Origin of the sequence: Thermococcus chitonophagus, assembly GCF_002214605.1 — an archaeon.
Classification (GTDB): Archaea; Methanobacteriota_B; Thermococci; order Thermococcales; family Thermococcaceae; genus Pyrococcus; species Pyrococcus chitonophagus.
In genome coordinates this window covers 614,117-626,473 of record NZ_CP015193.1, presented here as the reverse complement: position 1 = coordinate 626,473, position 12,357 = coordinate 614,117, and the positions used below count along the sequence as shown (strand labels likewise).

17 protein-coding genes are annotated in these 12,357 nt (G+C 44.5%); 8 read left to right on the top strand and 9 right to left on the bottom strand.

Annotated features, from left to right (window positions below):
- Window position 1: 1 nt before the first annotated feature.
- The 4 genes from A3L04_RS03410 to A3L04_RS03395 all read right to left on the bottom strand — a co-directional run bounded on the left by A3L04_RS03410 (window position 2) and on the right by A3L04_RS03395 (window position 3,514).
- Window positions 2-778: a putative RNA uridine N3 methyltransferase gene (locus tag A3L04_RS03410; protein ID WP_068579173.1), complete on the bottom strand. Its 777-nt coding sequence runs from the start codon at window positions 776-778 to the stop codon at window positions 2-4.
- A 139-nt stretch (window positions 779-917) separates the two neighbouring features.
- Entirely contained in the window at window positions 918-1,766 is an 849-nt protein-coding gene (locus A3L04_RS03405; protein ID WP_068579174.1) for a CBS domain-containing protein, read from the bottom strand.
- 74 nt (window positions 1,767-1,840) lie between these two features.
- A complete protein-coding gene (gene sepF, locus A3L04_RS03400) occupies window positions 1,841-2,248 on the bottom strand; it encodes a cell division protein SepF (protein WP_331711191.1) in 408 nt (135 codons plus the stop codon).
- Window positions 2,249-2,314: 66 nt separating this feature from the next.
- Window positions 2,315-3,514: an HD domain-containing protein gene (locus tag A3L04_RS03395; RefSeq protein WP_068579669.1), complete on the bottom strand. Its 1,200-nt coding sequence runs from the start codon at window positions 3,512-3,514 to the stop codon at window positions 2,315-2,317.
- An 89-nt stretch (window positions 3,515-3,603) separates the two neighbouring features.
- Between A3L04_RS03395 and A3L04_RS03390 the strand changes: the two genes are divergently transcribed.
- From A3L04_RS03390 to A3L04_RS03380, 3 genes are all read left to right on the top strand, one after another.
- Entirely contained in the window at window positions 3,604-4,056 is a 453-nt protein-coding gene (locus A3L04_RS03390) for a hypothetical protein (RefSeq protein WP_068579178.1), read from the top strand.
- A gap of 210 nt (window positions 4,057-4,266) precedes the next feature.
- Entirely contained in the window at window positions 4,267-4,470 is a 204-nt protein-coding gene (gene hpkA / locus A3L04_RS03385; RefSeq protein WP_048056246.1) for an archaeal histone HpkA, read from the top strand.
- Window positions 4,471-4,546: 76 nt separating this feature from the next.
- Window positions 4,547-5,344, top strand: a complete 798-nt coding sequence (locus A3L04_RS03380) for a GTP cyclohydrolase IV (protein WP_172799803.1) — start codon at window positions 4,547-4,549, stop codon at window positions 5,342-5,344.
- Here A3L04_RS03380 and A3L04_RS03375 read toward each other — a convergent pair.
- Complete coding sequence (locus tag A3L04_RS03375) at window positions 5,322-5,933, bottom strand: zinc metalloprotease (RefSeq protein ID WP_068579183.1); 612 nt, start codon at window positions 5,931-5,933, stop codon at window positions 5,322-5,324. The two genes, A3L04_RS03380 and A3L04_RS03375, sit on opposite strands and share 23 nt — an antisense overlap.
- A 52-nt stretch (window positions 5,934-5,985) precedes the next feature.
- On the opposite strand from A3L04_RS03375, the gene A3L04_RS03370 reads away from it, so the two are divergent.
- Genes A3L04_RS03370 through A3L04_RS03360 form a run of 3 tightly spaced genes read left to right on the top strand, consistent with a single transcriptional unit; the run spans window position 5,986 to window position 7,363 of the window.
- Window positions 5,986-6,462 (top strand): DUF998 domain-containing protein, encoded by a 477-nt coding sequence (locus tag A3L04_RS03370; protein WP_068579185.1) that lies wholly within the window; start codon window positions 5,986-5,988, stop codon window positions 6,460-6,462.
- Window positions 6,459-7,064, top strand: coding sequence for a 7-cyano-7-deazaguanine synthase (locus A3L04_RS03365; RefSeq protein ID WP_068579187.1), 606 nt, complete (start codon window positions 6,459-6,461; stop codon window positions 7,062-7,064). The genes A3L04_RS03370 and A3L04_RS03365 overlap by 4 nt, the downstream gene beginning before the upstream one ends.
- Window positions 7,061-7,363: a hypothetical protein gene (locus A3L04_RS03360; protein ID WP_068579188.1), complete on the top strand. Its 303-nt coding sequence runs from the start codon at window positions 7,061-7,063 to the stop codon at window positions 7,361-7,363. The genes A3L04_RS03365 and A3L04_RS03360 overlap by 4 nt, the downstream gene beginning before the upstream one ends.
- Here A3L04_RS03360 and A3L04_RS03355 read toward each other — a convergent pair.
- A complete protein-coding gene (locus A3L04_RS03355; RefSeq protein ID WP_068579190.1) occupies window positions 7,360-8,118 on the bottom strand; it encodes an acetate--CoA ligase family protein in 759 nt (252 codons plus the stop codon). The two genes, A3L04_RS03360 and A3L04_RS03355, sit on opposite strands and share 4 nt — an antisense overlap.
- Window positions 8,115-9,533: an acetate--CoA ligase family protein gene (locus A3L04_RS03350; protein WP_068579192.1), complete on the bottom strand. Its 1,419-nt coding sequence runs from the start codon at window positions 9,531-9,533 to the stop codon at window positions 8,115-8,117. The genes A3L04_RS03355 and A3L04_RS03350 overlap by 4 nt, the downstream gene beginning before the upstream one ends.
- Window positions 9,534-9,665: 132 nt before the next feature.
- On the opposite strand from A3L04_RS03350, the gene pyrG reads away from it, so the two are divergent.
- Both pyrG and A3L04_RS03340 read left to right on the top strand, forming a co-directional pair.
- A complete protein-coding gene (pyrG, locus tag A3L04_RS03345; RefSeq protein ID WP_068579672.1) occupies window positions 9,666-11,267 on the top strand; it encodes a glutamine hydrolyzing CTP synthase in 1,602 nt (533 codons plus the stop codon).
- On the top strand, window positions 11,264-11,698 hold the full coding sequence (locus tag A3L04_RS03340; protein ID WP_068579194.1) for a hypothetical protein: 435 nt from the start codon (window positions 11,264-11,266) through the stop codon (window positions 11,696-11,698). The genes pyrG and A3L04_RS03340 overlap by 4 nt, the downstream gene beginning before the upstream one ends.
- Here the strand turns inward: A3L04_RS03340 and A3L04_RS03335 are convergent.
- Together A3L04_RS03335 and A3L04_RS03330 are read right to left on the bottom strand one after the other, a co-directional pair.
- Complete coding sequence (locus tag A3L04_RS03335; protein WP_157092451.1) at window positions 11,681-12,055, bottom strand: hypothetical protein; 375 nt, start codon at window positions 12,053-12,055, stop codon at window positions 11,681-11,683. The genes A3L04_RS03340 and A3L04_RS03335 overlap by 18 nt on opposite strands.
- 4 nt (window positions 12,056-12,059) lie before the next feature.
- Window positions 12,060-12,326 (bottom strand): hypothetical protein, encoded by a 267-nt coding sequence (locus A3L04_RS03330; RefSeq protein WP_157092452.1) that lies wholly within the window; start codon window positions 12,324-12,326, stop codon window positions 12,060-12,062.
- Window positions 12,327-12,357 lie beyond the last annotated feature (31 nt).

Here is a 12,357-nt window from a genome sequence, read left to right as displayed (position 1 = left end):
CTCAATCCCTCCTAATGACATTAAATATCGCGAGAGTCGCTAACAACGCTTCCTCCGTTCTTACAGTCTTCGTTTTTTGACCTGGAATTGTGTTCACGATTAGATCGAACTCGAAATCCTCATTATATTCCTTCAATATCTCCATGACCCCCTTTCGGGGAGAGCCGAAGACTATACCGACCTCGCCCTCAAGGGGCACTTCGGCATCTCTCACGTCGACACCCCTACGGGATGTCGCGATGACCACGTCAAGGTCAGCATTTTTAAGTGTTTTCGCTAAAGTTTTCCTACTCAGGTGAACCTTATAACCCCAGTAATCCGGAGGTTCAGCAGGAACTACGCGGAGAGGTTTTACTGAAACTATTTTGAATGTCCACCTGCCTTCCTTTGTAATTCCCTTTACAAGTGCTGGTCTGTCAAGTCCTATGTCGGCGAAGAGCTTTTTTCCGCGCCTAAATGCAAAGCCTTCCCTGATTTCCCCTATCCTTGGACTGGCTTTTGGTTTGTGGCTTGGGATCTGGAGGGGAGGCATTACACCAGCATACTTGAGTTCGGGCATTAATGGGAACAGTTTTTTCCTGAGGTACTGGGGAGTTTCAGCGTACTCTAGCAGGAGCTTGATGAACTTGCCATCCTTTCCTCCGGCCCTGTATATCCATATGTGTTCAACGCCAAATATTGCGCACGCCCTAGCTACTTGTCCTACCTTGTAGGCCTTGAGTTTCGGGTCATTAGTTTCTTCCAAGAGCGAATCTGGAATGAATACGTGCCACGCCATTTCTGCCCTCCAAGGCTTTCTCTTATTCTGAAAGCTGTGGTGGTGTTTCAGTATTTAATTTAAAAGACTTTCGAAGGTTTCCACCCTCACGGAATAAAATTTTATGAAAAATTTTTGCAAACAGTAGAAGAAAGGAGAATCAACATTTTGACTTGACGAGAACCTTTATCAGGTCGAAATCTCTTATAAGTCCGACTAATTCACCCTCTCCCCTTATCACAGGAAGCTGTTCTATATGGTGTTTAGCCATTTTCCTAGCCACATCGTACACCGTCATGTGAGGCGTAGCGATTATGACCTCTTTGGTCATTATTTCTTCAACTGGTTTATTTGGCAGTTGCAACTCAAACTTCTCAAACAGTAATGTTGGGTGGCTTTCCAAAATCCACTCCTCCTCACTTGATGCAGCGAGTTCAGTAGACTTCATTATCCTCACAATCTCACTATCTTTGAGGAGATCTGTTTCATCCACGATTCCAATGAGCTCACCATTATCATCAACAACTGGAAGTGCCATTGCATTAGACAATAGCAAGGCTTTTAAAGCAGCCTTAAGGGGAGTCCCCTTCCATACTATGCTTACGTGCCTCTGATAATAAGGCTCGATTTCGATCTCCTTATACTTCTCAGTCTTTGCTAAGTACCTCCTTATTATGTCTCCAACCGTGAGTATGCCAACGGGTTTCCCCTCCTCATCAACAACTATTACCCTCCTGTAGTCGTACTCCAACATTAGCTTTGCGGCCTTTTTTAGATCATCGTTCTCCTTTACAGTGGGAACATCCCTCTTAACAAGCATTGCTAACTGCTCTTCATCAGGATTAGTCAGTACGCGCTTTATGCTGATTATTCCTACGAGCTTACCTTCCTTGTTAACCACTGGAAAGCTCCTGACTTTGTACTTCTTAAAAAGCTCAATAGCATAGTTTCTCGTGGCGGGTAAAGTTATCGTCACTGGGTTCTTTGTCATTATTGTTTTCACTTTCATAACAACACCACCAAATAGCATTAGGCCCTTTTGCTATTATTTAAACCTTATGAAGATGGAGAAGAGAAAGGATATTACTCCCTAGCTATCTTTATATCCTGGGGTGTAACGAGGATCTTTGGAGGGTCTTTACATACCATGGCGATGTCCCAGCCAAAAGTTGTCGCACTCATTTTGACTTGCTCAGCAACTTTACTAAGGATCTCAGGCTTTGATATGAGAGGTGAGAGATCAACTATTACAATATTGCCGGCACTGACTTCATCGGAAACTATCTTCAGGTCATTATAAGTAGATATCTTTACCCTTTTGACATAAATAACCTTTGGCTTTATTATCTCCTTTACTATCTTATCCTCCTCAACTGGTACAAGCTCAACTTCAGACTTTTCCTCTGTTACTTTTCCCTTAATTGAAGTGATAGGCTTAGTCTTTTTCTGAACGTCCGGCTTCTTAAGTTTATCAAAGAGGCCCACTTTCATCACCTCTATGCTCGTGATGAATTACCAAGCTTTTTTCTTCAACACTCCTTATAACATTTTCCGAATTCAGTCAAATATAACGTTTCTCCAGATCTCTCTTACCTTCATGATGTGTTCTTTCGGGGTAGCAATTATCAGTATCCACCTGGGGGTCTGCCTACGCTTTATCGCAGAAGCTAGGGGGGTAACTTTAGCTATCGGCTCAACGGTTCCATCTTTAAGAACAACATTAACCTCCACCTGCTTTAGCCTCGGTTCGCTTAATATTAATTCGGGGATTGATAACTCAAGAATAACTTCCCCCTCCTTTGCTCCTATCCTATCAGCTAATTCAAGCTCTTTCTCTCTCCTCTTCTTCGAGCTACGATAAAGAGATGTCAGTGCTCTCTTCTCTTCAGATGTCAAATCTTCAGGACTAACAACCACAGCAGCTTTGAATAGTCTCCTCTGCCTTATTCTCCTTATTATGTCCCCAGGATAGCCACCCAAGTCTTCGAGCTCCACAACAAGCCTGTCATCAGTCATCTTCCAGAAATCCTCAAGCTCACCCTCATCTAAGGCGTATTCTACAGCCCTTATCAACATACCTTCTGCTATTTTGACCGTTCTGTGAAAGTAAACCCTAGAGTACATTAAAGACCTCGCAACGAGCATTCCCTCTACCGCTTCAATTCCCTTCTCATCTATTACAAGCTCTCCATCAATGACTTTCATTACCGTTAATAACCTCTCCAAGTCTATTATGCCATGGGCAACCCCCGTATAGTGGGCGTCCCTACTAAGGTAGTCAAGCTGATCAACATCTATATCTCCATGAATTACCATTCTAAGGTATTTTTTCCCGTGCGTTCCAGCGATTAGCTCACCAATTTCCTTGGGGTCAAAGCCCAAGTTATTAAGAATGTCAGGCAATTCATTTGGTACCTCACAGATTTCTATTTTCCCCTCAACGACACTCCTACTTACCTCCATATGGTCACTAAATTCAAGCCTTTCGCGATATATCCTCTCAAGGGTATGACTAAAGGGTCCGTGCCCAATATCATGCAACAAAGCAGCAAGCTGAATTAGCATTGCCTCCTCCTCTTGAAGCTCAAGTTCAAGGGACAACCTTCGTGCAAGGTACCAAGTCCCTAGAGAATGCTCAAATCGGGTATGGTTTGCCCCAGGATACACTAGATTTGCAAGCCCAAGTTGCTTTATACACCTTAACCTCTGAAATTCAGGAGTTTCAACGAGTTTCATGACCTCCTCTGGAATCTTCATGCTCCCGTGAACTGGATCATGGATTATTTTTCCGTCCAAATGCAACCCCGTAGAAAAGCTTAACAGGAGAAATATTAACCTTTTTCTCGATGGTTGGTCTAAGAGAGGTTTTAGATACAGAAAATGGGATAATTATAATAACTGGAAATCCTAGGTGGTTACTCAAGTACTTCATAGATAGGCTCAGCGAGAAGGGCATGGTAAGCATGGAAACACTGACAATACATCCAAAGTTTCCCGAAAGGGTTATTACAGGAGAAGTATTCTCAATGGACACAAGATATAAAGTCATCTTCAGCGTAATTGAAGGGAAAAGAGCTGACATTCTTAAGAAAGTCCTAGATAACAAAGACAGGGCTGTCGTCATTGACTACGAGAACATGTACATGTTCACCCAGGCACTCAAATCCAAACTCGGAAAAGAGGCAAGGTATTTACTAGCATACAAGATGGAAACTGTAGGTTTTGAGAGATTAACAGTCGCAAAGCTAGATAGAGGGAAAATAATCGAGAAGAATGATTACGTTAGAAAGAGGTCATGATATAATTGCCCACTATTGTAACTTTTGGGAGTGACAATATGCTGAATAAAGCAGATGAGGCAACGTCTTTGCATTAGTTCATTAATCATACATAGCAAACATGGCGGATAAATTCTGAGAGCGCCCCAAATCCGAAAAGTTTATATATCCCCATTTTCAAAAAACAAAATGCAGATCCCCCATAAATGACTAAATTAGGAGGTGTGGATGATGGGAGAGTTACCAATTGCCCCAGTTGACAGGCTTATAAGGAAGGCAGGTGCCGAGAGGGTCAGCGAGGAGGCAGCAAAGATCCTCGCTGAGTACCTCGAGGAGTACGCAATTGAAGTTTCAAAGAAGGCTGTCGAGTTTGCAAGGCACGCCGGAAGAAAGACCGTCAAGGCCGAGGACATCAAGCTCGCTATCAAGAGCTGAAGCCTTTTCTTGACTTCTTTACTTTTGACCATTACATTTTAAAACACGGTTTCTTTTCTGCAATCTGGTGAGAGAGTTGTACATAGAAACACAAGAAGAAGAGCCCGAAATAAAGCTTCCACTTCCCAGGGTCGGGATTACAAACCTGAGAACCGTCGCGAAAATAAACTGGAAGGGGAGAGTCTATACATTCATTCCAACGTTTGAAGTTACAATAGACCTCACAGAGGAGAAAAAGGGCATTCACATGAGCAGGCTTATTGAGAGCATAACGGACGCAATGAGCGAGGCCATTGAAGAGGAGGTAAAGAGAATACATACATCCCTTGAAGAACTCGCCCTTGCGATAATAAAGAGAATCGAAGAAAAGCATCCTCATAGAAGGGCGGAAGTTTGGATAAAGACAACCCTAATACTTGAAAAGGAGACACCTACAAGCAGAAAAATCAGCTATGAGCCATATGACGTCGAGGTCGGAGTTATCAAGGAGAGCAATATTGAGAAGGTTCTCAAGGTTAGGGTTATAGGAAATACCGCCTGTCCCCACGCAATGGCCAACAACCAAGGAAGAACACACATCCAGAGGGCAATAGGAGAGCTGGAGATAAGAACGGACTTCGAAGAGAACATAGCACTAGAGGACATGATAGAGGTAGTTGAGAGCTCGTTCAGCTCTCCAACGTACACCCTGCTCAAAACCTCGGATGAAAATGCCGTCGTCAGGAGAATGTACGAGAATCCAAAGTTCGTTGAAGATGTTGCAAGGGAGATACTCGCCAAAGCTAAGGAAAGGTTCAAAGGCAGAATCCACGTGAGGGTAATTAGCAATGAGAGCATCCACAAGCACGACGTTATAGCTGAAGCTTGGGCTTAAACCTCTCCTTTAGTTCTCTTAAACAGTTCGAACAGAATGTTGGTGCCCTTAAATCCCAATCCTTCAAGTCACTGGGAGGGTTCATCACGCAGTCATTTTTGCAGTGGGAAAGGCCATATAAGTGGCCTAGTTCATGAAGGACACCCTTAAACACCCTCTCCACGAAGAGCTCTCTATTTTCAGTATGAAATGGCTTTATTGAGAGTGCAAGGACGTGATAGTTGGCTATTGAAACTTGAAGGCCCAAGTATTTCTTGTAAATGTCAAAGTACTCCTTCCTAGACCCTATTGGATACGTCGTCAGACCGAATATCTTGGTTATACTTTCGTCATTTACATCATTTCTCATCTCAACTAACCTGCCGTAGAGGGCCTCAACTACGGCCTCGAAAGAATACATCTTAACTATTCCATTCTCGGTTCTCACCTGAACTAAAGTTCCTGGGGGCAACTTTATGTGGCCCCCATAGACTGGAATAACAGGCAGATCAATATCCCGAAGGTAGGACTTAACCCTATCGTAGACCTCAAAGAACACCCACTTATACTCCTCTCCCCCCATGTAAACGAAGGCAACTAAATCGGCCATCAGGCCAACTTACCGGAAAGGACATATAAAAGTTATTTTTGAAGATGAAAACATGGATACCCGAAAGGCGCTGCCCCTAGTGGTTCTTATATACTTCACAATTGGACTAGCGTTTGTAGTCAACCAAAATCCGTGGTTCTCTTTTACAGAAAATGCACTAAGTGACATGGGATCCCTCAAAAATCCAAAGGGCTGGATATTTAACCTGTACATAATAGGCCTTGGAACTTTGGGGTTAATAACGGCCAAAGCCCTAAAAAGAGATGTGCTTAAAATAGCGATGCTTGCTCTTATCCTTGTAGGAGTGTTTCCGGAGGAAAAACCATTACACACTCCATCAGCCGTTCTAACTTACCTACTATCTTTCTTAGACATGGTGCTTTACGGAGGGATGTGGAGAATTATCGGCCCAGGAACTTTTATCTTAATGATAGCCCTTATAAAGATAGGGATTGGATTAGCGATCCCAGAAGTTATTGGGGCGATGGCAATCATCACTTACATGATATACCTGGGGTGGAGAGAATGAAGGTCGTTGCACTATTAAGCTCAGGGATAGATTCACCTGTTGCGATCCACCTAATGGCGAGCAAGGGTGTTGAAGTTTATCCTCTCCACTTTAGGCAGGATGAGATAAAGGAGGACAAAGTGAGAAGGCTTGTAAAGAAATTGAGAGAGATACACGGAGATCTCGTAAAAGAGCCCCTAATAGTGGACGCCTTCGAAGTTCAGGCTCCAGTTTTTGAAAAGCTAAAAGAGATTGGAAAGGCAAAATGGACGTGCGTATTCTGCAAGTACACTATGTACATAGTAGCAACTGAGTACGCAAAGAAAATTGGGGCAGATGCCATTATAACAGGGGACTCTCTCGGACAAGTTGCATCCCAAACTCTTGACAATCTAATGGTTATAAGCACCGCAACCGATATGCCAGTCCTCAGACCCCTTATAGCATTGGATAAGGAGGAAATAGTTAGGATTGCAAAGGAGATAGGGACATTTGAGATTAGCATAGAAGAGGAACCCTCTTGCCCCTTCGTTCCGAAGTTTCCAGTAGTTAGGGCAGGTCTTGGACAGTTTAAGAAGATACTTGAAGAGGTAAAAGATAAGCTCCCCAGGGATGTCCTATGAAACCCCTCCAATTAGCGAGCTACCTCCTAGCACTGAACGCCGTTTTGATATTCGTTATGTATCAGGGATCTGGTCTGTACCAAGCGTTTGGACTCCTCAGCCTTTTATTGGCCGTTGGAGTAAGAAGTGAAGTTAAGATAGCAATAAAAACTGCGCTTATATACGCAGGGGCCGAGTTCTTCTTTGCCCTCCTCTATTTAATGGTCGGCAACCTACTTTCGGCAATAGACGCCGGAATAAACCTCCTAATAATCCACGATATACTTACCTATGTGCAAGAAAAATATGGGAAAAGTTAAGCACACCTCTCCTCCTTATACTCAGGCTCAGGCTTCTTCTCTTCCTTGGCCTTCAGGATTATCCTCGCATCAACTATTACTGCCCCTTCTCCCTTATTGTACACGAAGACTGGGTTTAGATCCATTTCCTTTATGTAGTCCTTGAGATCATCAACCAACTGAGAGACTTTGAGGAGCATGTCCACTATAGCATCTATGTCAGCTGGCTCCTCTCCTCTTGCCCCAGCTAGAATTGGGTAGGCTTTTATCTCCGTTATCATCTTCCTTGCATCCTTCTCAGTAATTGGGACGAGCCTAAACGTAACGTCTTTCAGAATCTCAACGAATATTCCACCGAGACCGAACATTATTGCATGGCCAAACTGAGGATCTTCTGTGACTCCAATGATTACCTCCCTTCCTGGCTTGAGCATTGGGGCAATTAGAACACCAAGGATTTCAGCGTTAGGGTTGTACTTCTTCGCATTCTCGTGTATCTCCTCCCATTTCTTCTTGAGTTCTTCCTCGTTCTTTATGTTAAGCATCACAACTTTAGCATCGCTCTTGTGGAGTATCTGGGGTGACATGAGTTTCATCGCCACAGGATAGCCAATTTCCTTCGCGTACTTAATGGCCTCATCAAGGGTCTTTGCAAGCTTCTCTTCTGGCACGGGCAAACCATAAGCCTTTAAAACCTGCTTTGCTTCGTATTCAACCATAGCCGTCCTGCCCTGCTTCAACACCTCTTCAATAACCTTAACGGCTTCCTCCTTCATTTCTCATTCCCCCTAAGATATTTGGCATATCTAACCAAGCCAGCTAAAGCCCTAACACCCCTCTCAGGGGTCGGATAAACCGGAACACCTTTCTCCTCTAACATTCTAGCATATTTGTCCGTCTTATAACCCCCCATTGCGACGGCAACTATCGGCTTCTCACTCTTCTTTGCGTAATCAGCTATAATATTTATGACTTCCTCTTCATCTAACAGTGGAACTTGGAATAGAACAATTACAAGGATTGCATCAACGTTTGGATCCTTGGTGAAAGCTTCAAGGGCAAGCCTGTACCTCTCTGCGTCTGTATCCCCCACAACGTCCGTTGGATTGCCAACGACTGCATGGGGCGGGAACCTTTCCCTCAGGAACTTTATAGTCTCTTCGCTTAGTTCGGCAAGCTTAAGACCGAACTTAGCTACGGCATCACTCGCCATGACTCCAGCCCCACCACCATCAGTTATTATCCCTATCCTGTCGCCCTTGGGAAGCTTGCACTTTGCGAAGGCCTTAGCTAAGTCGAACATGTGCTCAAAGTCCTCAGCCCTAATGATTCCAGTCTGCTTGAACACTGCATCATAAATTACGTCCTGACCTGCAAGCGAGCCCGTATGAGAGGATGCGGCTTTAGCCCCATACTCAGTCCTTCCGCTCTTCAGGGCTATTATCGGCTTTATCTTTGTAACTTTCTTGGCGACTTCCATGAACTTCCTTCCATCCTTAACGCCCTCAATGTAGAACGTCATTACCTTGATCTGATCATCGTGGGCGAAATACTCCATCAAATCAGCGTCATCAACATCTATCTTGTTTCCATAACTAACCATCTTACCAATACCAATTCCAGCCATTGCGGCCCAGTCGAGCATTGCGGCGGCAAAAGCTCCACTCTGGCTTATGAATGCTATCGGCCCACTCTGCGGTCTATCCATCTTCTCCTCTGGGAGGAATACTGTATCAACGCCGGTATCCGGGGCGTAAACTCCAACGCAGTTAGGCCCGATGATCCTTATTCCATGGGCCCTAGCTATCTCAAGTATTTCCCTCTCCATCCTCTTTCCTTCCTCGCCAAGCTCACCAAATCCCCCAGTAATGATAATCACTGCCTTAATTCCCTTTTCAGCTATCTTCTTCATAGTCTCTGGGACGGCAGGAGCCGGGATTGCAATTACAGCTAGATCGGTATCATCGGGCAACTCAGAAACGTCATGATAAACTTTGTAACCCTCAATCTCGTCAAGTTTTGGATTAACGGGATAGATATTACCCTTGAAGATCCCCTTCTCTTTGTTCCTCTTAAAGTTCTCGAAGATGACATTTCCGACCTTTCCCCTCTTGTTAGTTGCTCCAATTATTGCAACAGCTCTCGGCTCAAAAAATGGTCTTAACTGCTCCCTAATATCCCCTTCATTCATCATTATCACCCTTAAAATCGCTTTTCTCTTGGAATTCCCGCTAATATTTGGTGATTTTCACTTAAAAGTTTTATGAAGATAAAATTATCAAAGGAACGAAAGATTTTAAATCAACCCTACCAGCCCTCAACTATGACGAAGTTCATCTTCGTAACGGGTGGAGTAGTGAGCGGTCTTGGGAAAGGAATTACTAGCGCTTCAATAGGACTTCTAATGAAAGCGAGAGGGTACACAACGACGAACATCAAGATAGATCCCTATCTCAACTATGACGCCGGTACAATGAACCCCTATCAGCATGGGGAAGTTTTTGTTCTTGACGATGGAGGAGAAGTTGACTTAGACTTAGGGAATTATGAGAGGTTTCTTGACACTAATTTAACGTTCGACCACAACATAACAACTGGAAAGGTCTATTCAACGGTCATAGAGAAGGAAAGGAAAGGGGAGTATCTAGGAGCTACGGTTCAAGTTATTCCCCACATAACGGACGAAATTAAGAGGAGAATAAGGGAAATAGCCAAGGATTACGACATTGTTGTAGTTGAAATTGGAGGAACAGTTGGGGATATAGAGAGCATGCCGTTTCTCGAAGCAGCGAGACAGATGCAACTTGAAGAGGGAAGAGAAAACGTTGCATTTGTTCACGTTACGTACGTTCCAAAGCTGAAGGTGGTTGGGGAGCAGAAGACTAAGCCAACTCAGCACAGCGTGAAAGAGCTCAGGAGCCTAGGAATCCAGCCAGACGCAATAGTGGCAAGGAGCGAAGATCCCCTCGAGGAATCTGCAAGGAAGAAGATAAGCCTATTCACGAACGTTCCCGAGGAAGCCGTGATAAGTGCTTACGACGTTGAAGATACTTATGAAGTTCCCCTGCTCCTCGAGAGGGAAGGACTAGGGAAATACTTAACGAAAAGGCTCGGCCTCGAAGATAGGGAGCCCAATTTGAAGGAATGGGAAAAGATGGTAGCTAAGTACAAGGCCCTTCAAGACACCGTTGAAATAGCGGTTGTAGGCAAATACGTAAAGCTTACCGATTCTTACCTGAGCATAAAGGAAGCCCTAAAGCATGCAAGCGTGAGCAATGAGGTTAAGGTAAAGATAAGGTGGGTTGAGGCTGAAGATATAGAGGAGCATGGAACAAAGCTGTTGGAAGGTGTTGATGGAATAATAGTCCCAGGAGGATTTGGGGCGAGGGGCTCAGAGGGCAAGATAATGACCATTAGGTATGCAAGAGAGAACGATATTCCCTTCCTGGGAATATGCTTTGGGTTCCAGCTTACCGTTGTTGAATTCGCAAGGAACGTCCTGGGGATGAAAGGTGCACACTCAACCGAGATAGATCCACAAACGCCCTATCCTGTGGTAGATCTAATGCCCGAACAGAGAAACCTAGATAAGCTTGGAGGAACCATGAGGCTGGGGGCTTATCCTGTGAAGATAAAGAAGGGAACCCTAGCGTACAGCCTGTACAGGAAGGAGCTTGTTTACGAAAGGCACAGGCACCGCTGGGAGGTTAATCCGGACTACATCGAGGCCTTTGAGAAGGCTGGATTAGTGTTCAGCGGAATAGCAGGGGATGATGAGAGGAGGATGGAGATACTCGAGTTGCCGGACAAGAGATACTTCATAGCAACCCAGTTCCACCCAGAGTTTAAGTCGAGACCCATGAGGCCAGCCCCAGTATTTCACGGGTTGGTAAAGGCCGCAAAAGAGTACAAGCAGGAGAAATGATACTTACAAACCACGCAAAGGAGAGAATAGCCAAAAGACTAGTAAAGAAGAGAAAGCTGGATAGGATTTATTCCGCCCTCTTTTCTTTTCTAAGAGATGCCGTAAGGGTTGAGATCGAGGACACGGTAATTTTCACGAACGGCAAGAAAACTCTAGTCGCCGTAAAGCTTAACGGCGAGCTTCTTGATTTAAAGGAAATTGTCGAGAGGGTTAGGGACATTGAAGATACCTATGAGTGCGTGTTCTGGGATAAAAAGCTTGTAAAGATAACGAAACCCAGGAAATTTCTCTGCGAAATACCCCCAGGAAAGTACTACTTTTACATAAACAGGGAAAAGAAATCTATGTACATAGGCACCCAGGAACCGCTACTTGCTTTAACCTTCAGGCCGGCAAAGAGATGGGAGAGAGTGCTATTTTACTTCAGCTGAGTGCCTCCTGGGTTTTGTTAAGGCATCAACCATCGTGAAAACCACCGTGATAAGCCCTCCAAGTCCCGCAAAGAGGAACATGTTCCAGAGTGGATAGTCTAGGAGTTTAGCGAGGTAAGAGCATGCGAATTCCCATAGGGAGGCCGATAAAAACGCCAGTGGAACTGAGTATCTGTGCTTTTTCTTTGAGATCGCTGAGACTATGAGCCAAGGCAACAAAAGTGCCAGTGCCACCGTTGCAGTTGCTAGGGCCACCGCAACTACGGGGGAGTAATATTTAGCCAGTCCTGTTGCTGTTCCCGCTGAAAACACTACAAAGAGAGCGGAAACAAACCTTTTTCCCACAACCATAGCCATCACCTCAGGCCTTTTGGTGGTGCTCAGCCATGCGAAGCTGGATAATATCGAGAAATGCTACAAAAATCCCCGGAATCACGACTACCCAAGGACTAACACTCCAGTCTAAGAGTTCTACTTGCACTATTCCGACTATCATATAGGTTATAATAGCGGACAGTCCCGCCTTCGCCTTCGAGTATCCCCTAGCCCTTAGCAGGAGGTATACCACGAGGGAAATACCTAGTAATATAGCAGTACCTACCCACGCATCCATTAAGCTTGCCCTCAAAAAGACAATTTACTACCCATAATATATAAAA